At 73.0% G+C, this 25,018-nt stretch carries 20 protein-coding genes and 1 riboswitch; of the genes, 10 read left to right on the forward strand and 10 right to left on the reverse strand.

The features are described 5' to 3' along the window. Positions 1-107 precede the first annotated feature (107 nt). Positions 108-1,283, forward strand: a complete 1,176-nt coding sequence (locus EQG70_RS13410) for a glycosyltransferase family 4 protein (RefSeq protein ID WP_161976658.1) — start codon at positions 108-110, stop codon at positions 1,281-1,283. 3 nt (positions 1,284-1,286) lie between these two features. Here EQG70_RS13410 and EQG70_RS13415 read toward each other — a convergent pair whose 3' ends face one another. Continuing rightward, positions 1,287-1,670, reverse strand: a complete 384-nt coding sequence (locus EQG70_RS13415; protein WP_017832159.1) for a PIN domain-containing protein — start codon at positions 1,668-1,670, stop codon at positions 1,287-1,289. A gap of 11 nt (positions 1,671-1,681) precedes the next feature. After that, on the reverse strand, positions 1,682-1,909 hold the full coding sequence (locus tag EQG70_RS13420) for a hypothetical protein (protein ID WP_109268815.1): 228 nt from the start codon (positions 1,907-1,909) through the stop codon (positions 1,682-1,684). A 13-nt stretch (positions 1,910-1,922) separates the two neighbouring features. Beyond that, a riboswitch (SAM riboswitch) is annotated at positions 1,923-2,048 on the reverse strand. 417 nt (positions 2,049-2,465) lie between these two features. Here EQG70_RS13420 and EQG70_RS13425 point away from each other — a divergent pair. Further along, complete coding sequence (locus EQG70_RS13425; RefSeq protein ID WP_017832157.1) at positions 2,466-2,762, forward strand: hypothetical protein; 297 nt, start codon at positions 2,466-2,468, stop codon at positions 2,760-2,762. Positions 2,763-2,864: 102 nt separating this feature from the next. Here the strand turns inward: EQG70_RS13425 and EQG70_RS13430 are convergent, their stop codons facing one another. The 5 genes from EQG70_RS13430 to EQG70_RS13450 all read right to left on the reverse strand — a co-directional run bounded on the left by EQG70_RS13430 (position 2,865) and on the right by EQG70_RS13450 (position 4,794). Continuing rightward, complete coding sequence (locus tag EQG70_RS13430; RefSeq protein WP_109268816.1) at positions 2,865-3,053, reverse strand: hypothetical protein; 189 nt, start codon at positions 3,051-3,053, stop codon at positions 2,865-2,867. Positions 3,054-3,160: 107 nt separating this feature from the next. Then, complete coding sequence (cspE, locus tag EQG70_RS13435) at positions 3,161-3,367, reverse strand: transcription antiterminator/RNA stability regulator CspE (protein ID WP_017832155.1); 207 nt, start codon at positions 3,365-3,367, stop codon at positions 3,161-3,163. 222 nt (positions 3,368-3,589) lie between these two features. Further along, the gene (locus tag EQG70_RS13440; RefSeq protein WP_017832154.1) at positions 3,590-3,913 is read right to left on the reverse strand and encodes a DMT family transporter; all 324 of its coding nucleotides are present in this window, start codon (positions 3,911-3,913) and stop codon (positions 3,590-3,592) included. Next, positions 3,913-4,260, reverse strand: a complete 348-nt coding sequence (locus tag EQG70_RS13445; RefSeq protein ID WP_109268817.1) for a DMT family transporter — start codon at positions 4,258-4,260, stop codon at positions 3,913-3,915. The genes EQG70_RS13440 and EQG70_RS13445 overlap by 1 nt, the downstream gene beginning before the upstream one ends. Positions 4,261-4,263: 3 nt before the next feature. Continuing rightward, the gene (locus EQG70_RS13450; protein ID WP_035926976.1) at positions 4,264-4,794 is read right to left on the reverse strand and encodes a TetR/AcrR family transcriptional regulator; all 531 of its coding nucleotides are present in this window, start codon (positions 4,792-4,794) and stop codon (positions 4,264-4,266) included. Between the two features lie 176 nt (positions 4,795-4,970). On the opposite strand from EQG70_RS13450, the gene betT reads away from it, so the two are divergent. From betT to EQG70_RS13465, 3 genes are all read left to right on the forward strand, one after another. After that, on the forward strand, positions 4,971-7,112 hold the full coding sequence (gene betT, locus EQG70_RS13455; RefSeq protein ID WP_017832151.1) for a choline BCCT transporter BetT: 2,142 nt from the start codon (positions 4,971-4,973) through the stop codon (positions 7,110-7,112). Further along, positions 7,109-8,602: an aldehyde dehydrogenase family protein gene (locus EQG70_RS13460; protein ID WP_109268818.1), complete on the forward strand. Its 1,494-nt coding sequence runs from the start codon at positions 7,109-7,111 to the stop codon at positions 8,600-8,602. The genes betT and EQG70_RS13460 overlap by 4 nt, the downstream gene beginning before the upstream one ends. Positions 8,603-8,707: 105 nt before the next feature. Further along, positions 8,708-10,294, forward strand: a complete 1,587-nt coding sequence (locus tag EQG70_RS13465; RefSeq protein WP_109268819.1) for a GMC family oxidoreductase — start codon at positions 8,708-8,710, stop codon at positions 10,292-10,294. Between the two features lie 103 nt (positions 10,295-10,397). Here EQG70_RS13465 and EQG70_RS13470 read toward each other — a convergent pair whose 3' ends face one another. After that, positions 10,398-13,523 (reverse strand): hypothetical protein, encoded by a 3,126-nt coding sequence (locus tag EQG70_RS13470; protein ID WP_035926970.1) that lies wholly within the window; start codon positions 13,521-13,523, stop codon positions 10,398-10,400. A gap of 127 nt (positions 13,524-13,650) precedes the next feature. Here EQG70_RS13470 and EQG70_RS13475 point away from each other — a divergent pair, with 127 nt between their 5' ends. The 5 genes from EQG70_RS13475 to purU all read left to right on the forward strand — a co-directional run bounded on the left by EQG70_RS13475 (position 13,651) and on the right by purU (position 22,945). Continuing rightward, the gene (locus tag EQG70_RS13475; protein ID WP_109268820.1) at positions 13,651-17,013 is read left to right on the forward strand and encodes a DEAD/DEAH box helicase; all 3,363 of its coding nucleotides are present in this window, start codon (positions 13,651-13,653) and stop codon (positions 17,011-17,013) included. A 208-nt stretch (positions 17,014-17,221) separates the two neighbouring features. Further along, complete coding sequence (locus EQG70_RS13480; protein WP_126346503.1) at positions 17,222-18,634, forward strand: TY-Chap domain-containing protein; 1,413 nt, start codon at positions 17,222-17,224, stop codon at positions 18,632-18,634. 188 nt (positions 18,635-18,822) lie between these two features. Next, a complete protein-coding gene (locus tag EQG70_RS13485; RefSeq protein ID WP_109268822.1) occupies positions 18,823-20,061 on the forward strand; it encodes a benzoate/H(+) symporter BenE family transporter in 1,239 nt (412 codons plus the stop codon). Positions 20,062-20,313: 252 nt separating this feature from the next. Next, a complete protein-coding gene (locus EQG70_RS13490; RefSeq protein WP_035926957.1) occupies positions 20,314-21,459 on the forward strand; it encodes a VIT1/CCC1 transporter family protein in 1,146 nt (381 codons plus the stop codon). A 619-nt stretch (positions 21,460-22,078) separates the two neighbouring features. After that, positions 22,079-22,945: a formyltetrahydrofolate deformylase gene (gene purU / locus EQG70_RS13495; protein ID WP_017832143.1), complete on the forward strand. Its 867-nt coding sequence runs from the start codon at positions 22,079-22,081 to the stop codon at positions 22,943-22,945. Positions 22,946-22,979: 34 nt separating this feature from the next. Here purU and EQG70_RS13500 read toward each other — a convergent pair whose 3' ends face one another. Beyond that, positions 22,980-24,044 (reverse strand): Gfo/Idh/MocA family protein, encoded by a 1,065-nt coding sequence (locus EQG70_RS13500; protein WP_109268823.1) that lies wholly within the window; start codon positions 24,042-24,044, stop codon positions 22,980-22,982. Positions 24,045-24,129: 85 nt separating this feature from the next. Further along, the gene (locus EQG70_RS13505) at positions 24,130-25,014 is read right to left on the reverse strand and encodes an ATP-binding cassette domain-containing protein (protein ID WP_370658532.1); all 885 of its coding nucleotides are present in this window, start codon (positions 25,012-25,014) and stop codon (positions 24,130-24,132) included. Positions 25,015-25,018 lie beyond the last annotated feature (4 nt).

Genomic DNA, 25,018 nt, shown 5'->3' on the forward strand with positions numbered 1-25,018 from the left:
ATCCTCCCACGCCCGGGCGGCACCCCGGCCGAGGCTTCACGGCGCCTTCACCGGCGGGCCACGCCCCGCTCGCCGTCCGGTCGCCCGGCCCCGGCAGGCTCGGGAGCATGAGAGTCGCCGTGGTCGCCGAGCAGTTCCTCCCCCACCTCAACGGAGTCACCCACTCGGTGCTGCGGGTCGTCGAGCAGCTGGTCGCCGGCGGGCACGACGTCGTGGTCGTGGCGCCCTCCTACGAACCCGCGCCGCTCGGGCGCCCGGCGGAGCAGGTCGTCGAGGACCTCGACGGGGTGCCGGTGCACCGGCTGCCAGCCGTTCCGCTCACCGGCTACCCCGCCGTGCGGGTGGCCGGCGGGACCGTGGCCCGGGTGCGGCGGCAGCTGGAGCGCTTCCGGCCTGACGTGGTCCACGTGGCCTCCCCGTTCGTGCTGGGCCGCCGGGCGATCCTGGCGGCCCAGCAGCTCGGGGTGCCGTGCGTGGCGGTCTACCAGACCGACGTGCCCGGCTACGCGGCCAAGTACGGGGCCCCGTTCCTCGAGCAGCTCCTGTGGGGGCACGTGCGCTCCATGCACAACCTCGCCACGCTCACGCTCGCGCCGTCCACCGCGGCGGTCCGGCAGCTCACCGAGCACGGCGTCCAGGACGTGCACCTGTGGCGGCGCGGGGTGGACACCACCCGCTTCTCCCCCCGGCACCGCGACGAGCGGTGGCGGGAGGAGGTCGGCGGCGGCCGGCGGATCGTCGGCTACGTGGGCCGGATCGCCCCGGAGAAGCAGGTCGAGGACCTCTCCGCGGTCGCGGACCTGCCCGGCACCCGCCTGGTGGTCGTGGGCTCGGGCCCGGAGGAGGACGCCCTGCGCCGCCGGCTCCCGCAGGCCCACTTCACCGGGCGCCGCAGCGGTGCCGACCTGGCGCGCATCATGGCGTCCTTCGACGTGTTCGTCCACCCCGGCGAGTTCGAGACGTTCTGCCAGACGATCCAGGAGGCCATGGCCTCGGGGGTGCCGGTGGTCGCGACCGGCCGGGGCGGTCCCCTCGACCTCGTGGACCGGTCCCGCACCGGCTGGCTCTATCCCCCGGGCGACCTCGGGGCGCTGCGCGGGTACGTGGCGGATCTCCTGGGCGACGAGGCGAAGCGGGCCGCGTTCGGCGTCGCGGCGCACGCGGCGGTCCAGGGCCGGACGTGGGACGTGCTGGTCGGGCAGCTGCTCGAGCACTACGAGCGCGCCGTGGCGCTCTCGGCGCAGGGGCAGGGGCGCAGCCGCCGGCACCGCCGGGCCGTCTGAGGGCTACCGGCGGGCGGGGGACGCGTCCAGCACGGGCGCCCCGGTGCCGGCGTACCGCCCCGGCTCCGCGGTCAGCACGGTCAGCCCGTGGACCAGGGCCGTGGCCGCGGTGAGCCCGGCGAGCGGATCGGCCGCCCCCGTCGCGGCCAGCGCTCCCCACGCCCGGGCCACGGCGGCGTCCGCGGGGAGGACCCGGCCCGGGAAGCGCAGCTCGAGCTGCTCCGCCCACAGCGTCTCGTCGGGCCGCTCGGCGAGCAGCTCCCCGAGCACCGTGGCGGGCAGGAACAGCCGCCGGTGTCCGTGCCGGCGCAGGACCTCGGCCAGCTCGGGGCAGCGCTCCGGGGTGCGCACCCCCAGCAGCACGGAACGGTCCAGGAGGAGGTCCACGGCGGCGGGCCTCAGGCCGCGGCGGCGAGCTCCCCGCGGGCCGGAGCCAGCAGGAAGTCCACGAACTCGGTGCGGACCTGCACCACGCGGGCGTAGTCCTCGACGCTCATGGCGGAGACGCTGATCGCCGGGACGCTCGGCGCGGGGTCGCGGCGGGTCCCGTCCCCGGTGGCCGGGACGGCGTGGGAGGGCTGGGGGAACGCGCCCGTGCGGGCGGCGGAGTGGCGGAGGTCGGACATGACCGGGATCCTTCGTGCGCTCTTGCTCGCACCGGGTACCGCTGCTGCGGCGATGCGAGCCGCTTCGTCATCCGAACCACCCGTGAACATGGGGTTGGTGCCCGGTCAAGTCGGAGCTTGCCGACCGGGTCTCTTGAAGCTCTCCCCATTGAACCACATCGGCCGAACCGTGTCCGCGTGCGGCGACCCGGCCGGATCCGGTGCCCCCTCCTGTGCACAGGCCTTCCCCGGGGTGTCACCGCCCGGACATCTCGACGACACATCGTTGCGCTGGAATGGGTCCCGTAGTACCGGGGACGGCGCAGGCGACGGCCCCGCGCATTACGTTTCAGTGACACAACTCACGACTCGCTTGTCGAGGTGTCGGTGCCGCGGGGTAGCCTGAACCTGCTTCTCGAGATGCGGCGTCCACGCCCTCGGCCGGAGATCGACGATCCCCGGCGGAACCGTGGAGGGGCTCCGACCCGCTGCGCGCCAACCCGATGTTCCCGGGTGGATCGGATGACGAAGCGGCGGGCAACGCCATCGGATGCCTGCAAGAACGTCAGGAGAAAACATGACCATGTCCGAAGAAAGAACAGCCATCACCACCGACCAGCGCGAGGAGTGGATCGACGTGACCGTCACCGCCCTCCCCGATCTCCACCTCGTCCGTCTCACGTCGACCGACGGGGACGTGCAGGAGTACCTGAGCCCCGAGGCCGACGACCTGGCCGCCGCGGCGGAGCACACGGAGGGTACGGCGCAATGGTGCGCCAAGTACCGCCAGCTCCTCGTTCCCGGAGCCCTCGCGGCGACCGGACGGCACCCGTTCTTCAAGCTCCACCCCTCGTCCCTCCCGCTGTCGGCATAGCCGGCGGACAGGAGCGCACGGAGGCCGCAGCCCGTCGGGCTGCGGCCTCCATCGTGCGGGAGGACGGTGACGTCCGGAGCGCCGGTGGGACCCGCGGGGTGCTCACTCGAGGCCGTAGTCCCCCGCCGAGCCCCAGCCGCCGCCGGCCTCGTCGGCGGAGCCGTCGAATCCCCACTCGGAGGCCTCGACCTCGAACGGCACGGAGACGTCCAGCTCGGCGTCGGAGACCCGGTTCACCACGAAGGGGTCCTCCGGCTCCTCCGCGGCGGGGAGCGGATCGGGAATGGTCACGGCGCTTCCTCCCGGTGCTGCTCGGCGGGTACGACGACAGAACCGCCGCCGGGCGCAGCCCGACGACGGTTCTGGAGGATCAACGGGCCGGAGCCCGCGGAAGATCCTTAGGAGATGACGTTGATGTTCGCAGCCTGGGGGCCCTTGGGGCCGTCCTGGGTCTCGAACTCGACGCGGTCGTTCTCGTTCAGCGAGCGGAAGCCGTTCGAGTTGATCGCGGAGAAGTGGGCGAAGACGTCCTTGGAGCCGTCCTCGGGGGTGATAAAGCCGAAGCCCTTGTCAGCGTTGAACCACTTGACGATACCGGTAGTCATGGGAGACCTGATCCTTCATGAGATGAACGTTTCCCGACGTTCGAGAAACAAAACAGTTGTGATGCATGGAAAACGTCTTCTCAGAAAAACTGCTGCACCCGAGTGGGCCGAACTGCTTGAAAGACAAAAACGAACCTCAACAACTGCGGACTACTCTACACGAGATCCGGCGCCGCACCACCCGGGACGGGGCGCCGGACCCGGCCCGGCACCGGGGACCGCTCAGACCGGCGGGGCGCCGAGCTCGATGAGGAGCACTCCGCCGGCGATGAGGGCCACCCCGGCCGCCGTCACCCAGGTGAACGGCTCGCGGAACAGGACCCGGCCGGCCAGTGCCGTCAGCGCCACGCCGGAGGCCGACCAGATGCCGTAGGCGACGCCCAGCGCCATGCCCTCGGCCAGGACGAGGCTCAGGCAGGTGAACGCCACCAGGTAGCCGACGGCCACGGCGGCGTACCAGCGGCGGCGGCCCCGGGCGGCCATCCGCAGGGACAGGGTTCCAGCGACCTCGGTGAGGATCGAGACACTGAGGAAGAGCCAGGCCATCAGGCCGCCTCCTCGGTCTCGCGGGCGGGGCGGCGGGAGCCGAGCTCCACGCAGAGCACGCCGGCCACGACCAGCACGATCCCGGCCAGCACGGCCGGGCTCAGCCGCTCACCGTAGACCACGGCCGCCGCCAGAGCGGTGAGCATCACCCCGAGGGCGGCCCACACGCCGTAGGCGACCCCCACCGGCATGCCGCGGCGCAGCACGGCCGCCAGGAGGGTGAACGCGGCGAGGTAGCCGGCGACGACGAGCGCGTACCAGGCGGGCTCGTCCAGAGCCGCCTTCAGCGACAGCGTGGCCGCCACCTCGGCGAGCACGGCGGCGAGCAGCAGCAGCCGGCGCAGCACGGCTCAGCCCTCCAGGAGCTCGTCGGCGACCGCCCTGACCCGGGCCCGTTCCTGCGGGTCGGGGGCGAAGACGCCCGCGGCGTCGGCGAACCACACGCCGTCGGCGAGCAGCCGCACGGCCAGCAGCCGGCTCCGGCGCTCGGCGGGCAGGTCCGCGGGCAGGTGCACCCACGGCTCCACCCGCGCGACCCAGCGCTCCTTGAGCGTGGCGCGCAGCCGCTGGTCGGTGAGCATCACGAGGTCGGTCTCGTCGACCTCCCCGGACAGGCACCAGTCGAGGTAGGCGCGCAGCCGTTCCGCCGCGGGCACCTGCTCCGGGGGGCCGGGCAGGCGGCGGGCCATCTGCGCGTCCCAGCCGTCCATCACCCGGTCCACCAGGGCGAGCATCAGCGCCTCCTTGGTGGGGAAGTGGTACATCACCCCGGGCTTGGTCAGACCCGCCTGCCGCGCGGCCGACGCCAGGGAGACCGTGCCGCCGCCCCGGATCAGCTCGAGGGCGCCGTCGAGGATGCGCTCGCGGGAGGAGGTGCTCATGAGAAAGAACTTTACCAACCGGAAGGGTGGTGACACGATGTTGAGCATCCCCGGGGCGCGGGTTTCGGCCGCCGCACCGGTCCGCGGGCACGACGACGTCCCGCCCCTGCCCGGTCCGCGCTGGACCCGGCAGGTGCTCCCCGACCCGGATCACCACTTCCAGGAGGACTCGTCCCATGACTTCCGCCCTGCACCAGTCACCGCCCGAGAGCGGCACCCCACCCGCCGGGCGCTCCCGGCCGGCCGTGAACCGGACGGTCTTCGCCGGCTCGGGCATCACCATCGTCCTGTTCTCCCTGTGGGCGATCCTCGCCCCCGACCAGGCCTCCGCGGTGATCAGCGCCGTGGTCGGCTGGATCGCGACCAACATGGGCTGGTTCTACGTCCTCACCGCCACGGTGGTGACGGTCTTCGTCCTGGTCGTGGCGTTCTCCCGCGAGGGGACCATCAAGATGGGCCCCGACCACTCGAAGCCGCAGTACAACCTGTTCACCTGGACCGCGATGCTCTTCGCCGCCGGCATCGGCATCGACCTGCTGTTCTTCTCCGTGGCCGAGCCCGTCACCCAGTACTACGGCCCGCCCGCCGGGGAGGGCGGGACGGCCGAGGCCACCCGCATGGCCGTGGTGTGGACGCTGTTCCACTACGGCGTCACGGGCTGGGCGATGTACGCGCTGATGGGCATGGCCTTCGGCTACTTCGCCTACCGGTGGAACATGCCCCTGAGCATCCGTTCGGCCCTCTACCCGCTGATCGGCAAGCGGGTGCAGGGGCGCACGGGGGACGTCGTGGACATCGCGGCGCTGCTCGGCACGATCTTCGGCGTGGCCACCTCGCTGGGCATCGGCGTGGTGCAGCTCAACTACGGCCTCTACCTGCTCTTCGGGATCGAGGAGGGGACCGCGGCGCAGATCGGGCTGATCGTCGTGGCCGTGGTGATGGCCACCGCCTCGTGCGTCTCGGGCGTGGACAAGGGCATCCGCAGGCTCTCCGAGCTCAACGTGCTCATGGCCGTGGCGCTGATCGTCTGGGTGCTCGTGGCCGGCCGGACCTCGTTCCTGCTCGACGCCACGGTGCAGAACCTCGGCGACTACGTCTCCTCGCTGCCGGGGATGACCATGGAGACGTTCGCCTACACCGGTGCGGCGGAGTGGATGGCGGGGTGGACCCTCTTCTTCTGGGCCTGGTGGATCGCCTGGGCGCCGTTCGTCGGCCTGTTCCTGGCGCGGATCTCCCGGGGCCGCACCCTGCGCGAGTTCGTGATCGCGACCCTGACCGTGCCGTTCCTGTTCATCCTCATCCTGGTCTCGGTCTTCGGCAACAGCGCCCTGGCGATCGTCACGGGCGGCGACGACGCCTTCGGCCAGGCCGCCATGAACACCCCCGAGCGGGCGTTCTACTCGCTGCTCGAGCAGTACCCGGGCGCGCCGGTGCTCATCGCGCTCGCCTCGCTGGCCGGGCTGCTGTTCTACGTCACGAGCGCCGACTCGGGCGCGCTCGTGATGTCGACGTTCACCTCGACGATCCAGGACCCCACCCAGGACGGGCCCAAGTGGCTGCGCATCTTCTGGGCCGCCGCCACCGGGCTGCTGACCCTGGCGATGCTGCTGGTGGGCGGGGTGCCGACCCTGCAGGCCGCCACGCTGATCATCGGCCTGCCCTTCTCGATCGTGATGTACCTGGTCATGATCGGGTTCTGGAAGGCCCTGCGCGCCGAGCGCTCCCAGCGCGAGGGGCGCAGCTCCACCCGCCGCTCCGCGGCCGCGTCCCGCATCCCCGGCCCGGACAGCCACTGGCGCCGGCGGCTCTCCCGGACCGGCTCGTTCCCGGGCCCGAAGGCCGTGCGCCGCTACGAGGACGAGGCGCTCGTCCCCGCCCTCGCGGAGGTCGTCGAGGAGTTCCGGGCCCAGGGCCTCGACGCCGAGCTCACCAGCTCGGTGGTCGGCTACCAGGACCTGTCCGAGCACACGCTGACCGTGCGGATGGGCGAGGACCGGGACTTCTGCTACCAGATCTATCCGGTGGCCACACCCGTGCCGGCCTTCGGCGGGTTCCGCACCAACCCGGACTCCGACCTGTACTACCGCCTGGAGGTCTTCAACGAGACCGGCTCCCAGGGCACGGACGTCATGGACTGGAGCCACGAGCAGGTCATCAACGACGTCCTCGACAGCTGGGAGGCGCACCTGGCCTTCCTGAGCATCCACGACGGGCCGTCCGTCATCCAGGACGGCGAGCAGGGCCACCCCGACTGGTCCACCGACATCCACGACGTGCCGACGGGGCAGATCCCCGCGGCGAAGGAGGCACACCCGTGAGCAGCACCTTGTTCATCGACGGCCAGTGGCAGGCCGCCGCCGAGGGCGGCACCCGCACCATCGTCTGTCCCGCCGACGGCGCCGAGGTCGGCACCGTCGCCGAGGCGACCGCGCAGGACACCGAGCGCGCGATCGCCGCGGCCCGCCGCGCCTTCGACGACGGCCGCTGGTCGTCCGTGCCGGCGCCGGAGCGCGGGGACCTGCTGCTCCGGGTCGCCGCCCGGCTGCGCGAGCGCAAGGACGAGTTCGCCCGCGCCGAGTCCCTCGACACCGGCAAGCGGCTGGTCGAGTCCGAGATCGACATGGACGACATCGCCGCGTGCTTCACGTACTTCGGCAAGGCCGCCGCGGAGCAGGCCGGGCGCGTCGTCGACGCCGGGGACCCCACCGTGGTCTCGAAGGTCGTCACCGAGCCCGTGGGCGTGTGCGGGATGATCACGCCCTGGAACTACCCGCTGCTCCAGGCCGCGTGGAAGATCGCCCCGGCGATCGCCGCCGGGTGCACCTTCGTGCTCAAGCCCGCCGAGCTCACCCCTCACACGGCGATCCTGATGATGCAGGTCCTCCAGGAGGTCGGCCTGCCCGACGGCGTGGCCAACCTCGTGCTGGGCGCCGGCACCGAGGTGGGCGCGCCGCTGTCCTCCTCCCCCGACGTGGACCTCGTCTCCTTCACCGGCGGCGTGCTGACCGGCCGGCGGATCGCGGCCGCCGCCGCGCCCACCGTGAAGAAGGTCGCCCTGGAGCTCGGCGGCAAGAACCCCAACGTGGTCTTCGCGGACGCCGACTTCGACGCCGCCGTGGACAACGCCCTCAACGCCGCGTTCGTGCACTCCGGGCAGGTCTGCTCGGCCGGGGCTCGCCTGGTGGTCGAGGAGCCGATCGCCGAGCGCTTCGTCGACGAGCTCGTCCGCCGGGCCGAGCGGATCCGCCTCGGCGGACCCTTCGACGAGCAGGCCGAGACCGGGCCCCTCATCTCGGCGGCCCAGCGCGAGAAGGTGCACGCGTACGTGGAGCGCGCCCGCGAGCAGGGTGCGCGCGTCCGCACCGGCGGCGAGCACTCCACCGGGACGTCCGCCGACGGGTCGCTGGACCTCGGACGGGGCTTCTTCTACCCGCCCACCGTGATCGACCGCTGCACCCGCGAGATGGACTGCGTGCACGACGAGGCCTTCGGCCCCACCGTCACGGTCGAGACCTTCCGCACCGAGGACGAGGCCGTCGAGATCGGCAACGACACGATCTACGGCCTCGCCGGGGCCGTGTGGACCGCGGACGCCGGCCGCGCCCACCGCGTGGCGGGCCGGCTGCGCCACGGCACGATCTGGATCAACGACTTCCACCCCTACCTGCCGCAGGCGGAGTGGGGCGGGATGAAGCAGTCGGGCGTCGGGCGCGAGCTCGGCCCCACCGGCCTGGGCGAGTACCAGGAGCTCAAGCACGTCTACCAGAACACGGCCCCCGCCGTGACCGGCTGGTTCGCCGCATCCTGACCCGTGCCCGCCCGCCCGGCGTCGTCGCCCGCACGACGACGACGCCGGCGCGCCCCTAGAACTGCCACGCCCCGAAAACTTCCCGAGACCTTCCCGAGGAGAGACATGACCACGCCCAGCACCACCCCAGCGCCAGAGACCCCGCAGGAGTTCGACTACCTGGTGGTCGGCGGCGGCTCCGCCGGCGCCGTCGTCGCCGCCCGCCTGTCCGAGGACCCGTCCGTGAGCGTCGGGCTGATCGAGGCCGGACCGCACGACCGGGACATCGACGAGGTGCTGACCCTCAGCCGGTGGATGGAGCTGCTGGAGTCCGGCTACGACTGGGACTACCCCGTCGAGGAGCAGGAGAACGGCAACTCGCACATGCGCATGGCCCGCGCCAAGGTGCTGGGCGGCTGCTCGTCGCACAACTCGTGCATCGCGTTCTGGGCCCCGGCCGAGGACCTGGACGAGTGGGAGGAGGTCCACGGCGCCGAGGGCTGGAACGCCGAGACCGCCTTCCGGCTCTACCAGAAGCTCGAGACCAACGACGACGAGGGCGCCCACCACGGCCACGACGGGCCCGTGCACCTGATGCAGATCCCGGACGACGACCCCTGCGGCGTCGCCCTGCTCGAGGCCTGCGAGCAGGCGGGGATCCCGCGCACCACCTTCAACACCGGCAAGACCGTGGTCAACGGCGCGAACTTCTTCCAGGTCAACCGCCGCGCCGACGGCACCCGGGCGTCCTCGTCCGTGTCCTACCTGCACCCGGCCGCCGACCGGGACAACCTCACGGTCCTGCACTCGACCCAGGCCAAGCGCGTGGTCGTCGAGGACGGCCGGGCGACCGGCGTCGAGGTGGTGGACAACGCCTTCGGCACGTCCCGGACCGTGCGCGCCCGCCGCGAGGTGGTCGTCTCCGCCGGCGCCATCGACACCCCCAAGCTGCTGATGCTCTCCGGGATCGGACCCGCCGAGCACCTGCGCGAGGTCGGCGTGGACGTGCTCGTGGACGCCCCCGGCGTCGGCGAGCACCTGCAGGACCACCCCGAGGGCGTGCTCCAGTGGGAGGCCCGCCGGCCCATGGTCACCGAGTCCACCCAGTGGTGGGAGGCCGGGATCTTCACCCAGGTGGACCCGGACACCGACCGGCCGGATCTGATGATGCACTACGGCTCGGTCAACTTCGACCTGCACACCTACCGGCAGGGCTACCCCACCTCGGACAACGCCTTCTGCCTCACCCCGAACGTCACCCACGCGCGCTCCCGCGGCACGGTGCGCCTGCGCTCGCGGGACTTCCGGGACAAGCCCCGGGTCGACCCCCGCTACTTCACCGACCCCGAGGGCTACGACCTGCGCATCATGACCGCCGGGATCCGCAGGGCCCGGGAGATCGTCGCCCAGTCGGCGCTGGCCGAGTGGGCCGGTGCGGAGCTGTTCCCGGGCCCGGACGTGCAGACCGACGAGGAGATCGCCGACTACGTCCGGCGCACCCACAACACCGTCTACCACCCGGCCGGGTCCTGCCGGATGGGACCGGCCGACGACCCGATGTCCCCGCTGGACCCGCAGCTGCGGGTCAAGGGGGTGGCGGGCCTGCGCGTGGCCGACGCCTCGGTGATGCCGGAGCTGACCACGGTGAACCCCAACATCACCGTCTACATGATCGGGGAGCGCGCGGCGGAGCTGATCGCCGCGGACGCCTGAGCGCCTCCCGCGCAGCACCCCCGCCGCCGGACCGGGCGCGGACGGGCCCCGGGTCGCACACCGACCCGGGGCCCGTCCGTCCCGGCCGCCCACTCAGCTCAGCTCAGCTCATGAGCTTGTCCACCAGGGCCTGGGCGAACTCGGGCGTGACGTCCCCGTAGTTGAGCGAGAAGTCCTCGTCCACCTTGGCGGGCAGCAGCCCGGAGCACAGGACGGCGGCGCGGGCGTAGAGCCCGGCCAGCTCCGCGCCGATGGGCACGGACAGCAGCTCCAGCTCGGGGTCGTAGGAGACGATCGGCACCCCCGCCTGCCGGGCCGCGAAGTGCTTGCCGATGCCCGAGGCCACGAACCGGGCGTGGCCGGACTCGACGTCGGCCGGGGTGCGGAACGCGTACCGGGTCCGGTGGTGGTGGTTGATCCGGTACAGCCCCGGGCGGTTCCGGTCCTCGGTGAGCTCCCACGTGGCGTCCTCGGGGACGAAGCGCTCGGCCACCCCGTTGTACTGCATCTCCGCGCGCCGCAGCTGCTCCTCGACCTCGGACAGCGGGGGCAGGGTCTCCAGCATCGCGGGCCCGGCGTCGAAGACGACGTCGCACAGCCCCACCGGCAGCGCCTCCTGCAGCGTCCCGAGGTCCACGTCCTGCAGCAGGGTGGTCCCGTGGTCCTCCGGGGAGAGCACCACCACGGACGCCTCCTGGGCCGCGGCCGCCTCCGCGACCACGGCCTCCTTCTCCGGGGTCCAGCCGCCCGTGAGCAGCACGGAGCCGTCCACGAGCTGGGTGAGCGAGGGCCCGCAGACCTGCCAGCGCCGCACGGTCCAGTGCTCGTCGCGGACCACCTCGAGGAAGCCGAGGGCCTGCAGGTGGCCCACGAACCACTCCTCGAACCGCTCGGAGTCCTCGAGCTGGCGGGCCACGATGGACAGGCTCGAGCGCTTCCCGCCGCCCAGGAACGTGAGGGCGTCCCGGAACGGCGCCCAGGACGTCGGGTACTCCCCCTCGTCCGGGCCGATGAAGCGCAGCGCCTCCACGGAGCCGGTGGAGGTGAGCGCGGAGGGCTTCGTGAGCCGGCCCGGATAGCGCTTCTGCAGCCCGCACTGGGCGCACTGCCCGAAGATCCACGGCGCCTTCGCCTTGGGCTCCATGGCCGGCAGCACGATGCGGTGCCGGCCGGTGGCCAGGCAGGAGCGCCCCTCCGGCTCGGGCAGCGCGTTGGTGCGCTCGAGCAGCAGCTGCCCCTCCGAGGAGTGCCAGCCCGGGGCGCCGGGGACCTCGTGGTCCCCGGCGGCCTCCCGTGCGGGCAGGTTGTCGAAGGCGCCCTGCACGTACCGCTCGGGCAGCTCCGCCACGATGCCCGCGGTGACGGGCCACAGGGGCTCCTCCTCGACGTGCACCATCTCGCCCTCGTAGCCGAGGGAGCGCTGGGTCAGGTGGAAGGACGAGTCGCGGAGCTTGAACTCGCGGCGCTGCCGGACCGTGCGCCCCGCCTTGAGGACGAGGGTGTAGTCGTTGGGCTTGAGGGTCCGGTCCGCCCGCGCCATCGGCGTGCCGTGCAGCGAGATCTGGAACGGGGGCACACGCCCCTCCACGAGCTTGGCCTTCTCCAGCTTGAAGGAGTGCGGGTTGCGCCACTCGCACTCCACGGTGAGGGGCGCGTCCGTGTCCGAGGTGATGGTCACCTGCGGCGGGCGCAGCGCGGACCAGCGCACCACGTCGCCGGGGATCCGCAGCCCGCCGGAGAGGGTCACGGCGGGCACGAGACGGGGCACCAGGCCGGAGAAGTTGTCGTTCGCGGTCAGCTCCGGGTTGCCCGCGCGCAGCACCTGCACGTCGTCGAACATCACCCACCCCTCGGCGAGGCCGTGGCTGCCGGCCTCCACGAAGCGGTAGTCCGGGGAGGCGGAGTCGTCGAGGATCCGCTTGATCTGGGCGATCCACTCCGGCTCGTCCCGGACCATGATCCGGCACGGCCAGGCCGCGGGGATGTGGTCCACGGAGATGAAGGTGTCCGAGAACCCGTCCTTCGCGAAGATGACGACGGGACGCGGGTGGCGCTCGAAGCGCACGTCCCCGGCGCTGAGCTGCAGGGTCCCGCCCAGCAGCGTCCCCGGGTCCATCCGCGCGGTGTAGGCGGAGACCCCCAGGAAGGCGTCCCCGATGAAGGACAGGAACACGGTGCGGGGCCCCGCCGTGGTCTCGAGCTCCACCTCCCGGCCGGAGAGGAAGCGCTTGGGCACCACGAAGCCGAGCTCGAACACGGGGTTGCCCACGTAGTCGGTGCTGTCCGTGAGGGACAGCGAGCAGGACTTCACGGCGCTGCGGCCGGGCCCCCGGCCGTTCGCGCGGACCTCGGCGCGGGCCTGCTCGCGGGACTGCTCCCAGACCGCGAGCTCCGCGAGCGCGATCTCGAGACCGGGCTCGCGGGTGAGGGGGTTCGCCCAGACCTGCTTCATGGCCTTGGACGCCTTCGTCTCGGCCATGTCGAGCCAGAAGTCGAGGTAGACCCCGAGCTCGGCGGCGGAGAGCCCCTGCGCGGTGGTCATCCCCAGGTCCTCGAACATGCGGTGCAGCTGGCGCCGCTCGGCCTCGCCGAACATCGTCTGGGACAGCGCGAGCCCGACCGGCCGCTGGTTCACCGCGTACGCCGTGGGCAGCCCGATCTCGCCGTTGCGCAGCTCGAGCCAGTAGCGCAGCGCGTCCCAGTACGCCTCGGTGTCCTTCTTGAAGGAGGACTCGAGGGCCTTCGCGTTCTCCGGGCCGGCCTGCAGGAGCACGGTCAGGGGCAGGAAGAACGTGGAGACGGACTTGTTGCCCGTGCGCGCGGCCAGGGTCGACATGTGCCGCCCGGCGAGCGCGAACAGGGCGAGCAGGGCGACGACGGGCGGCGGCGGGATCTCCGCGATGGAGTCCAGGCTGCGGCGGGTGGCGCGGTACCACTGGCCGTTGAGCCGGTTGAAGACGTCGAACACCGAGCGCCGCCCGTCCTCGGTCACCAGCAGGGGCGTCACCGAGTCGGCGAGCGCCCGCAGGGTCGAGGGCCCGTCGAGGCCGCGCTCCTCGCCGATCGCGGCGAGCGTCTTGTCGTCGAGGTCGAGGTAGATCAGCTCTCCCGCCCGCTCCGGGCCGAAGAACGCCGCGCAGACCGCGTCGTTCCAGCGGAGGTAGGCGAGCTCCTCGGCACTGTCGGCAATGGCATGGTCTCCGAGGCGGAGCCCAGCAGTGTCGGGCACGAGTCCTCCGTCCGCGGCCGCACGTGGGGCCGCTGTCGTCGTTCGAGGGGTCGCCTCGATTATAGAGAGCCCGCGGGGCCGCTCCGCACGCGCGGCGCCCGGCGCCCCGGCCCGATACGGTGGGACGATGCACTCCCCTCCCGGTCCCCTCGTGGACTCCCGGCGGCTCGTCGCCGCCTCCGGGCCCGCCGTCTTCCGCCGCGGCCAGGAGTACTTCCGCACCGGACGTGTGCGCGCCGTGCGCTGGTCCCCGGGCGCCGAGGGGTCCGGCAGCCTCTCCGCCGAGGTCGAGGGCTCCGGGTCGGTGTACTCGGTCTCCGTGCGGGTCGGGGCCGGCGGCGCCCCGGGACCGGCCTGGTGCAGCTGCCCGGCCGGCGGGTTCTGCAAGCACGCCGTGGCCACCGTGCTGCGCCACAACTTCGAGACCGCGGTCCGGGCCCACCAGCAGGGCGGGACCGCGGCGCCGTCGTCCCCGGCCGGCGCCGCGGCCCCCGAGGGTGCCGCCCCCCGGGCGGGCACCGCGCCCGGGCGACGCGGCGGGGCGCCCGACTGGAAGGACGCCCTGACCGAGATACTGGGCGGGCCGGACGCCGCGGAACCGCCCGCGGAGGAGCCCGAGGGGGTGGCCCTGGAGTTCGACCTGCGCCGGGAGCCGTACCGCTACGTGCACGGCACGGGCCGGGCGGGCTCGCCGTGGCACCTCTACGTCCGCCCGGTGCGCCGGGGCCGGCGGGGCGGGTGGATCAAGGGCGGGCTGGACTGGGAGAGCGTCACCGCCGACGCCGGCCGGTGGTCGCTGAGCCCCGCCCAGGTCGACTGGTTCGACGAGCTCCGGGCGCTGAGCGCCACCCGCTCCCCCTACGCGGTGCACGACCGGCACTGGATCCGGCTCGACTCCTACGCCTCCCCCCTCCTGTGGGGCATCCTCGCCCGGGCGGAGACCGCCGGGATCACCCTGGTCGGCCGGGAGCACGGGCTGCCCGTGACGGTCGAGGAGCCCGGACGCTTCCACGTGGACGTGCTGCGCGGGCCCGGGAAGGACCTCGAGCTGCGGCCCACGGTGGACAGCGGCGGCCGCCGGATCGCCCTGGGCACCGCCCGGATCATCGGGGACCCCGGGCACGGGCTGTTCGCCCCGGACGGGGACCCGCAGGACGTCGCCGACACCGAGGACCTCAACGTCTTCCCGCTGCGCCTCGTGCCCCTGGCCACCCGGCTCACCCGCGAGCAGCGGCGGTTCCTGGACACGGCGGGCGGTCTGCGGATCCCCGAGGACGAGGTCGAGGAGTTCTTCGACCGCTACTTCCCGCGCCTGCACCGCAGCATGGACGTGGACACCGGGGACGGGTCCATCGAGCTGCCGCAGGTCGCGGACCCGGAGCTGGTGCTCACCCTGGAGCACCAGGAGCTCACGATCCGCGCCCGCTGGGAGTGGGAGTACCAGAAGGGCCGCGACCGGATCCTGCTGCCCTTCCGCCCCGAGGACCCGCTCGCCGACGAGCCCGTGCACCGCGAGTCGTCCTGGGAGACGGCGGTCACCGCCGCCGTCCGGCACCGGGCGCCGGGGGTGGACTTCCGCCGCTCGAGCTACGTGGCGCAGGACGCGCTGGTGCTCGTGCGGGAGTGGCTGCCCGCCCTCGAGAAGGTCCCGGACCTGCGGATCGAGCACACCGGTGGGCGCATGGCCTACCAGCAGATCGCCGACCCGCCCACCATCACCGTCAGCACCGCCGCCACCGAGCGCCGCGACTGGTTCGACCTCGGGGTCACGGTCAAGGTGGGCGAGTTCTACATCTCCTTCGCCGACGTCTTCCGCGCCCTCGACCTCGGCCAGGACGTGATGCTGGCCCCGGACGGGTCCTGGTTCTCCCTGGACCGCCCCGAGTTCGACCGGCTGCGCGAGCTGATCGCCGAGGCCCGCTCGCTGCAGGAGACCCCCGAGGGACCGCTGCGCATCCACCGGCACCAGGCCGGGCTGTGGCAGGACTTCGAGGACGTCGCGACGGACACCGACCAGGCCGAGGCCTGGCGGGAGGGGGTGCGCTCCCTGCTCGAGCTCGGGACCCTCGAGGCGCCCCCCGTGCCCGCGACCCTGCACGCCGAGCTGCGGCCGTACCAGCGCGACGGCTACTCGTGGCTGAGCGTGCTGTGGGACCACGGCCTGGGCGGGATCCTCGCCGACGACATGGGTCTGGGCAAGACCGTGCAGGCCATCGCCCTGATCTGCCGCGCCGTCGAGCGCGACCCGGACCTCCCCCCGTTCCTGGTGGTCGCCCCGACCTCCGTGGTGCCCAACTGGACGGCGGAGATCCGCCGCTTCGCCCCGTCCCTGCCGGTCGTGGGCGTGACCGACACCCAGGCCAAGGCCGGCACCGATCTCGTGGACGCCGCCGCCGGCGCCCGTGTGGTGGTGACCTCCTACACCCTGTTGCGCCTGGACGAGGCCGCCTACCGGGGGATGTCCTGGGCGGGGGTGCTCCTCGACGAGGCGCAGTTCGTGAAGAACCCGCGGACCAAGGCGCACCGGGCCGCGAAGGACCTGGACGCCCCGTTCAAGCTGGCGATCACGGGCACCCCCCTCGAGAACAGCCTCGTGGAGCTGTGGGCGCTCCTGTCCCTGACGGCGCCCGGCCTGTTCCCGTCCCGGCGGAAGTTCACGGAGACCTACCAGCGCCCCATCGAGCGCGGGGAGGACGCCGCCGCCCTCGCCCGGCTGCGCCGCCGCGTCAAGCCCCTCATGCTCCGCCGCACCAAGGAGTCCGTGGACCTGGAGCTGCCCCCCAAGCTCGAGCAGACCATCGAGGTGGAGCTCTCCCCCGCGCACCGCCGCATCTACGACACGCGCCTGCAGCGCGAGCGGCAGAAGGTCCTGGGCCTGCTGCGCGACCTCGACCGCAACCGGTTCACGATCTTCCAGTCCCTGACCACCCTGCGCCTGCTCAGCCTCGACGCGTCCCTCGTGGACCCCACGGCGGACGTCTCCTCGAGCAAGCTCGACCTGCTCTTCGAGCACCTGCCCGAGATCGTGGCGGAGGGCCACCGGCCCCTGGTGTTCAGCCAGTTCACGAGCTTCCTCAAGAAGGCTGCGGCCCGCCTGGACGAGCTGCGGATCCCCTACGCCTACCTCGACGGCTCCACGACGGACCGGGCCAGGGTGCTCGAGCGGTTCACGTCCGGGCAGGTCCCCGTGTTCCTGGTCAGCCTCAAGGCCGGCGGCTTCGGGCTCAACCTCACCCAGGCGGACTACTGCTTCCTCCTGGACCCGTGGTGGAACCCCGCCACCGAGGAGCAGGCCGTGGACCGGACCCACCGGATCGGTCAGCAGAAGAAGGTCATGGTCTACCGGCTCGTGGCCCGGGACACGATCGAGGAGAAGGTCATGGAGCTCAAGGAGCGCAAGGCCAGGCTGTTCACCGCCGTGCTGGACGACGACAGGATGTTCTCCAGCGCCCTCACCGCCGAGGACATCCGGGGCCTGCTCACGCCGTGACCTGCGGGTTCGTCCACCGGCCGTTGCTGGACGCGTCATCAGGGGGTCACATTCCCCCGCACGCGCGACGACCGGGGAGCAGGCACTAGCATCGGAAGTGCGTGGTGTCGTGCGGCGGCGTGGTGTCGTACGGCGGCGCGGCCCCCTCGGCCCGGGCGCCTTCCCCGAGCCGATCCGACCATCTGACCATCCGACCGGAGGATCCTCCATGCCTCATGCCGTGGCGGGTCTCGCAGCCTTCGTGCAGCGCTATGGCTCCCTGATCCACGCGATGGCCGACCGCGGGATGACCCGCGGCCAGGTGCGGATGCGCTTCCAGCTGCTGTTCCCCGAGGAGTCGACCGCCCTGCTGGACGCGGCGATCGCCCACCTGGGCGAGCGCTTCCCGCGGGACGCCTCCGCCCCGGACCTCAACGACGGCGCGGTCGGCGCCGGCGTGTGGCTGGTCATGGCCCAGCACCTCGGCCTGGCCCCGGCCCCCGACTACGCGGCGCTGAACCTGAGCACTGCCCTGGTCCGCGACGTCACGGGGCTGCTCGCGGCGTCCGACGCCGACGGCTCGCTCACCCGGCGGACTCTGGGGCTGATCGGGGCCGCCCAGCAGCACTGCGCCGAGAAGGCCTCCTGCCCCCCGCTCAGCGCGCACAGCTACGAGATCGCACGGCTGGGCCTGTGCACGGAGTCCGACTTCCTGTGCGTGCTCGCCCACCACTGGCCCGTTCCCGAGCGCACCGTCTCCCAGCGCCTGGGCGGCGGGCGGTGGGACGTGGCGCTCGAGCGGATCGGGCTGCAGGCCGGCGCGGAGCCCGCCCTCGAGCACGTCTTCACGGAGGAGGAGTACGCGACCGCCGTGACGGCGTTCCTCTCCCACTGCCGCAGCACCGGCCACCACCCGACCACCGCCCGCTACGGCCGGTGGGTCGTCGAGCAGGAGGCGGGCAGCACCCGCCGCCCCTACTTCGACGGCGTCCGCCGCTTCTTCGGCTCATGGGAGGAGGCCATGCGCTTCGCCTCCGCCCGCCAGCCGGCCGGGGAGCCCGCGGGGGACGGCTTCGCCGACACGAGGACCTGGTCCGACCTGGCCACCCCGGAGGCCCAGGAGATGCTGGGCCGCGCCGGCATCGGCGTGGTCCTGCCGGACGCGGCGGCCCCGGTGGCCGGCGAGGACGTGTGGGAGGACCTGCGCCGGCTCATCGCCACGGTGCTCGCCCGGCTGCCCTGGAACGACTTCCTCGTCGTGGAGTACGAGCGCGACGACGACCGGTCGGAGGCGCCCGTCGCGTGGGCCGGGGTCGGCCCGCACGGCGTGGAGTGCGCCGTGCTCTCGGGCGGCCAGCTCGCGCACGCGGCCTGGCCCGTGGACGCCACCTTCTTCCACGAGGACGAGTGGAACGAGCCCACGGGCTGGGACCAGCCGTGGACCACGGCCCCGCTTGACTTCCCGGAGGCGGCGCAGAAGCTCGTCGAGGGCCTGCGCTTCGGCTGGGGCTGCGCCGATCCGTACCGCTTCCACTGGGGCGTGGGCTCCTTCCCCGCGGAGACCCGCGACGAGGCCTCGGTCATCGCCCCCGAGCGCCGGCAGTGGCGCACCCCGGCGGCCCCGGACACCGTCGACTCCTGAGCCCCGCCCGCCCACTCATATGCCGGGGGCGGAGAATCATGCAGGATCGATATTTATCCCCGGGTGAGCGGCGTCCTAGGCTGGCACGGTCCGCTGTTCCGCCACCGGGTGGCGCCGTCCGGTCCTGACGCCGCCGTCCGGTCCTGCGGCCGGACGCCGTCACCCGACCCCGCCCCCAGGAGCACCCCATGAGCCGCCACGTGCCGAGCACCACCCGGCAGGACGGGCAGCCTGCCCGCGGCCTCCGGCGGGACTGGTCGGCGTCGGCGGCCCTGGCGGGCTTCGTGGCCGTCGTCGTCTCCTACTCGGGGCCCGTGCTCGTGGTCCTCGAGGCCGCCCGGGCGGGCGGGCTCAGCCCGGAGCTCACCTCCTCCTGGCTGTGGGCCGTCTCGGTCGGCTCCGGCGTCACCTGCGCCCTCATGAGCCTGTGGACGCGCCAGCCCGTCATGGTGGCGTGGTCCATCCCGGGGGCTGCGCTGCTCATCACCTCGCTCGGCAGCTACTCCTTCTCCGACGCCGTGGGCGCCTACGTGGTCACGGGCGTCCTGGGCCTGGTCCTGGGCGTGACGGGGCTGATCGGCCGGATCCTGGCCGCCGTGCCGAAGCCCATCACCGCCGCCGTCCTGGCCGGCGTGCTCTTCCCCTTCGCCATCAAGGTGGCGGCGGCCGTCGTCGAGAACCCGTGGGTGGCGGGCGCCCTCGTCCTCGGCTACCTCCTGGGCCGGCGGTTCTTCCCCCGCTACGCCGTCTTCGCCGCGCTGGGCCTGGGCGTGCTGGCGGCTCTCTTCCGAGGCCGGATCGAGCCCGTGGCCCTGGACCTGTCCCTCAGCCAGCCGGTGCTGACCGTGCCCACGTTCTCGTGGGAGGCGATCGCCGGGATCAGCATCCCGCTGCTGATCGTGACCGCGGCCGGGCAGAACGCCCCGGGCCTGGCCATGATGCACACGGCGGGCTACGCCGCCCGCGACCGCCTGCTGCTCGGCGCCTCGGGCGTCGCGTCGGTCGCCTTCGCGCCCTTCGGCAGCCACGCCCTGAACCTCGCGGCCGTCACCGCGGGCATCGCGACCAGCCCCGAGTCCCACCCGGACCTCGGCCGCCGCTACGTGGCCGGCATCTCGTGCGGGGTCTTCTACGTCCTCTTCGGCCTGTTCGCGGACACCCTCGTCGCCGCGTTCGCCGCGATCCCCCCGGGGATGATCACGGCCCTCGCGGGGGTGGCCCTGCTGGGCGCCCTGCAGGGGTCCTTCTTCGACAGCATGCACCCCGGCCGGCACCAGCCGGCGGTCATCGAGGCGGCGCTCATCACCCTGGTGGTCACGGTCTCCGGCATCGCCCCCTACGGCATCGTCTCCCCGTTCTGGGGCATGCTCGCGGGCATCGGGTCGTACGCGATCCTGCGCCGCCCCGCGGCGGCCGCCACCCGCTGAGCACTCCCGCGCGGCTTCGGCGCACCGAATCCCGGGGCCGGCGCCCCGGGTCTACACTCGTCGGGAAGCGAAGGGGAGTAGTTCCCGGGTGCCGTGCACCCGTCGGTCTGTCGCCATCCCGGTCTCGACGAGGAGTCCCGGCAGCCCACCCGTGCCCGCGGGCGAACGAGACCTTCCGGACGACACCGCACCCCGGTCGGACCCCGCGCGCCCCGTGCCGCCCCGGGCCGCGCCGGGCCCGAGGAAGGCCGCATGACACCCGCACCCGACGCCCACGCCCCCACGCCCCGGGGAGACCCCGCCCGCCCGGCCCGGCCCGAGCGCGGACAGATCCGCCGCTGGCGCAAGTACCTCGCGGAGGAGCGCGCCGAGGCGCGGATCTACAGCCTCCTCGCCGCCCGCAGCACCGGCCGGGAGCAGGAGATCCTGCACCAGGTCGCCGAGGCCGAGCAGCGCCACGCCGAGCACTGGGTCCGGCTGCTCGGCCCCCACGCGGAGGCCGAGGCCCGGCCGTCCCTGTACTCCCGGCTGCTGATCTTCCTCGCCACGCACTTCGGCTCCGTCTTCGTCCTGGCCCTGATCCAGCGCGCCGAGAGCCGCTCCCCCTACGACCGGGAGGAGGACGCGTCCGACGCCATGGCGGCCGACGAGGCGGTGCACGAGGAGATCATCCGCGCCCTCGCCACCGAGGGCCGGCACAAGCTCTCCGGCAACTTCCGGGCAGCGGTCTTCGGCGCCAACGACGGCCTCGTGTCCAACCTCGCGCTGGTCATGGGCGTGGGCGCCACCGGCACCTCCCCCGGGATGGTGCTCTTCGCGGGCATCGCCGGCCTGCTCGCGGGGGCGCTGTCCATGGGGGCCGGGGAGTTCGTGTCCGTGCGCTCGCAGCGCGAGCTGCTCGACGCCTCCCAGCCGACCCAGGTGACGCTGCACGTGGCGCCGAACCTGGACCTGGACGCCAACGAGCTCGTGCTGATCTACCGGGCGAGGGGCATGAGCGAGGAGGCCGCCGAGCACCGTGCGGCGGAGCGGCTGGGCTTCTTCGAGTGCGACTGCGATCCCTCCCGGTCGTTCCGCGACACCGTCGAGGACGAGCCGGCGCCGCACTCCACCGTGGCCCTCGGCACCGACCTGGGGGCCGCGGCGTCGAGCTTCTGCTTCTTCGCCTCCGGCGCGATCATCCCGATCCTGCCGTACCTGGCGGGCCTCACCGGGGTCCCCGCGATGCTCGTGGCCCTCGTCCTCGTGGGGCTCGCCCTGCTGGTGACGGGCGGCCTGGTCGGGCTGCTCTCCGGGGCCTCACCCTGGAAGCGCGGGCTGCGCCAGCTGGCCATCGGCTACGGCGCCGCCCTGGCCACGTATCTCCTCGGCCTGCTCTTCAACACGAGCGTCGCCTGACCGGTCGTCACGAAGGCAAACCGAGGCTGTCCTCACTTGAGGGGACATCCCGGGCGGCCGGCGGAGCCCCCGGCTCCGCAGCCGTCCGCGAAACCCCTGGTCGGAGCGGATTCCCTGCCGATTCCGCCGCCCCCGCGCCCCGCCGACGGGCCCACGTTCCGGGGGCGGCCGGCGGCTCAGGGCCCGCCCCGCGAATTCCCCGCGGAAACCGGGTGCGGACGCGGCACCGCGTCGGATAAGGTTGCGATCGTGGTGAGAACCACAGCAATGGGGGAAATTGCACGGATCGGACCGATTCGGACGCACTGGGGGGTGCACCGTCTGCGGCATCCGTGTTCTGAAAGCCGCTCAGCCCACGGCTCTCCTCTGTTGAGGCGTTCAACGCCTGCCGATGGCCGCGGGTCCTCCATGGGAGGCGCATCTCTCCCCGCGCCGGGCGGACTCCTACCGCCCGTTCCCGCGGCCATCGGTCTACACCGCACCACCTCCGCCCCGGTCGTCCCGCTCCGCACGCCGTCCCGGCGCCCTGCCCGCTGGGGCTAGGATCGTAGGGCCGCGCCCGCCGTCGTCGAGACCGGACCGCGCGGCGCACCCGTCATCAGCGCCGAGGAGCCCGCCCATGCCCGCCCAGGGGACCGTCGAACACGTCCTGACCGTCCACTGCCCCGAGGCCCACGGGCTCGTGAGCGCCATCACGTCCAACCTGACGCAGCAGGGCTGCGACATCTTCGACGTGAAGCACTTCTCGGACCGTTTCACCGACGAGTTCTTCATCCGCTGCCACACCGTCAGCGAGGCCGGCACCGCCACCGTGGAGTCCCTGACCGAGGGCTTCGCCCCGGTCGCGGAGCAGCACGACATGCGGTTCCGGCTGGTCTCCGTGCAGCGCCGAACCCGGGTGCTCGTCATGGTGTCCCGCTTCTCCCACTGCCTCACGGACCTGCTGCACCGCACCAGGATCGGCGAGCTGCCCATCGAGATCGTGGCCGTGGTCTCCAACCACCTCGACCACAAGAGCCTCGTGGAGTGGCACGAGGTCCCCTTCCACCACATCCCCGTCACGGCAGCGACCAAGCCGCAGGCCGAGGGCCGGCTGCTCGAGCTCGTGGACCGCTACGACGTCGAGCTGGTCGTGCTGGCCCGCTACATGCAGGTGCTCTCCGACGAGCTGACGCGGGAGCTGTCGGGGAAGTGCATCAACATCCACCACTCCTTCCTGCCCTCGTTCAAGGGCGCCAAGCCCTACCACCAGGCCTACGCCCGGGGCGTGAAGATGGTGGGGGCCACCGCCCACTACGTGACGGCGGACCTCGACGAGGGCCCGATCATCGCCCAGCGCGTCATGCCCGTGGACCACGCCCACACCCCGGCGGACCTCGTGGCGGTGGGCCGCGACGCCGAGATGCAGGCGCTGTCCCGCGCCGTGAAGTGGCACGCCGAGGGCCGCGTGGTGCTCTCCGGCAACCGCACCATCGTCCTGGTCTGACCCGGCCCCCGCGCCCCGGGGCGGCCGGGCGCGCTCATGCGCGGGCGGGCCGGCGGACCGGCGGCGCCGAGCCGTCGGACGCCCCGAGAGGCTCCACCCGGACCGGGGCGCCCGTCTCGAGCGAGTGCTGCGCGGCGTCGGCCACCCGGGAGGCGGCCACGGCGTCGCGGGCCGTGCAGGGGCTGGCGATCTCCCCGCGCACCACCCGCACGAAGGCCGTCATCTCGCGGCGGTAGGCCTCGGCGAAGCGCTCGTGGAACGTGGTGTGCGGGGGCCCGGCCGGGAACCCGACCCCGGGCTCGGCCGAGCGCATCGCCATGTGCTCGTCCATCCCCACGGCCACCGAGCCCTTCGAGCCCTGCAGCTCGAGCCGCACGTCGTGGCCCGCGCCGTTGTAGCGGGTCGCGGCCACGGTGGCCACCGTGCCGTCGTCGAGGGTGAGCACGGCCAGCGCGGTGTCGACGTCGCCCACCTCGCCGATCCGGGGGTCCCCGCGGTTGGACCCGCGGGCGTACACCTCGACGACCTCGCGGCCGGTGATCCAGCGGAGGACGTCGACGTCGTGCACGGAGCAGTCCCGGAACAGCCCGCCCGAGGTCGCGAGGAACTCGACCGGCGGCGGGGTCATGTCACCGGTCATCGCGCGCACGGTGTGCAGCCAGCCCAACTCGCCCGCGGCGTACAGCTCCCGGGCCCGGACGTAGCCGGGGTCGAAGCGGCGCTGGTGACCGATCTGGACCACGCCCTGCACGCGCTCGATCTCGTCGAGCAGGGGCAGCGCCTCCGCCACGGACAGCGCCACCGGCTTCTCGCAGAAGACCGGCAGCCCCGCGGCCAGACCCGTCCGGATCAGCTCCGGGTGCGTGGCCGTGCCGGTCGCCACGACGAGGCCGTCCACCCCGTCCTCGAGCAGCGACTCGACCGTGGGCTGCGGCACCGCCCCCGTCCGGCCGGCCACGGCGGCCGCCTGCTCGGGCACGGCGTCCACGATGCTCAGCCGCACCGCCGGCTCACCCCCGGGACCGCGCAGGGCGGCGAGGTGGGCGGCGTGCATGGCGCCGATGCGGCCGGCGCCGATCAGTCCGATCCGGACGGTCATGGCGGGGAGTCCTTTCGACGGGGAGGGGTGCGGTGGGACCGACCCCGCGCCCGGAGTTCTCCGGGGGCGCGGGGCCGGGGTCCGGTCAGGCGCGGGGGCGGGCCTGAGACTCGGCCATGTCGGCCTGGACCTGCTGCATCTGCGAGGTGTGCCCGCCGAGCTGCTCGAGCTCGTGGGTGAGCTCCTCCAGCTCGGCGCCGCCGGCCATCTGGGCGGTGAGGTCCCCGAGCAGGATGTCCTTCTTCTCGTAGTAGCCGATGGACCGCCCGCGCTTGAGCAGCAGGAACCGGTCCCCCACGGGGTAGGCGTGGTGCGGGTTGTGGGTGATGAACACCACGCCCAGGCCGCGTTCCTTGGCCTGGAGGATGTAGCGCAGCACCACCCCGGACTGCTTCACGCCCAGGGCCGCGGTGGGCTCGTCCAGGATCAGCACCTTCGCCCCGAAGTGCACCGCGCGGGCGATGGCCACGCACTGGCGCTCCCCACCCGAGAGGGTGCCGATGGGCTGGTCCACGTCGCGCAGGTCGATGCCCATGTCGGCGAGCTCCTGCTTGGTGGTCTCCTTCATCCTCGCCACGTCCAGGCGCTTGAACGGCCCGAACCCGGTGGTGAGCTCGGAGCCCAGGAAGAAGTTGCGCCACACCGGCATCAGCGGGACCACGGCGAGGTCCTGGTACACGGTGGCGATCCCGGCGTCGAGGGCCTGCCGGGGCGAGGTGAAGGTGGTCTCCTCCCCGCCGACCCGCAGGGTCCCGTCGGTGTGCTGGTGCAGTCCGGCGATGATCTTGATCAGGGTGGACTTGCCGGCCCCGTTGTCGCCGAGCACGCAGGTGACCTTCCCGGCGTCGACGGTCATGGTGACCTCGCGCAGGGCGATGATGTTGCCGTAGCGCTTGCCGACGTCCGCGAGCTCCACCAGGGGCGCGGCGGTGTCGGTGGTGGTGCCCGTGGGCGTGTTCTGCGTCGACACGGTG

Source organism: Kocuria rosea, assembly GCF_006094695.1.
In the GTDB taxonomy this organism is placed as follows: domain Bacteria; phylum Actinomycetota; class Actinomycetes; order Actinomycetales; family Micrococcaceae; genus Kocuria; species Kocuria rosea.

Excerpts from the sequence above, each read along its gene's own strand:
- EQG70_RS13480 (WP_126346503.1), top strand. The coding sequence starts at position 17,222 with ATGCCTCATGCCGTGGCGGGTCTCGCAGCCTTCGTGCAGCGCTATGGC.
- EQG70_RS13450 (WP_035926976.1), bottom strand. The coding sequence starts at position 4,794 with ATGAGCACCTCCTCCCGCGAGCGCATCCTCGACGGCGCCCTCGAGCTG.
- EQG70_RS13500 (WP_109268823.1), bottom strand. The coding sequence starts at position 24,044 with ATGACCGTCCGGATCGGACTGATCGGCGCCGGCCGCATCGGCGCCATG.
- betT (WP_017832151.1), top strand. The coding sequence starts at position 4,971 with ATGACTTCCGCCCTGCACCAGTCACCGCCCGAGAGCGGCACCCCACCC.
- EQG70_RS13440 (WP_017832154.1), bottom strand. The coding sequence starts at position 3,913 with ATGGCCTGGCTCTTCCTCAGTGTCTCGATCCTCACCGAGGTCGCTGGA.
- EQG70_RS13465 (WP_109268819.1), top strand. The coding sequence starts at position 8,708 with ATGACCACGCCCAGCACCACCCCAGCGCCAGAGACCCCGCAGGAGTTC.
- EQG70_RS13475 (WP_109268820.1), top strand. The coding sequence starts at position 13,651 with ATGCACTCCCCTCCCGGTCCCCTCGTGGACTCCCGGCGGCTCGTCGCC.
- purU (WP_017832143.1), top strand. The coding sequence starts at position 22,079 with ATGCCCGCCCAGGGGACCGTCGAACACGTCCTGACCGTCCACTGCCCC.
- EQG70_RS13485 (WP_109268822.1), top strand. The coding sequence starts at position 18,823 with ATGAGCCGCCACGTGCCGAGCACCACCCGGCAGGACGGGCAGCCTGCC.
- EQG70_RS13490 (WP_035926957.1), top strand. The coding sequence starts at position 20,314 with ATGACACCCGCACCCGACGCCCACGCCCCCACGCCCCGGGGAGACCCC.
- EQG70_RS13420 (WP_109268815.1), bottom strand. The coding sequence starts at position 1,909 with ATGTCCGACCTCCGCCACTCCGCCGCCCGCACGGGCGCGTTCCCCCAG.
- EQG70_RS13425 (WP_017832157.1), top strand. The coding sequence starts at position 2,466 with ATGACCATGTCCGAAGAAAGAACAGCCATCACCACCGACCAGCGCGAG.
- cspE (WP_017832155.1), bottom strand. The coding sequence starts at position 3,367 with ATGACTACCGGTATCGTCAAGTGGTTCAACGCTGACAAGGGCTTCGGC.
- EQG70_RS13410 (WP_161976658.1), top strand. The coding sequence starts at position 108 with ATGAGAGTCGCCGTGGTCGCCGAGCAGTTCCTCCCCCACCTCAACGGA.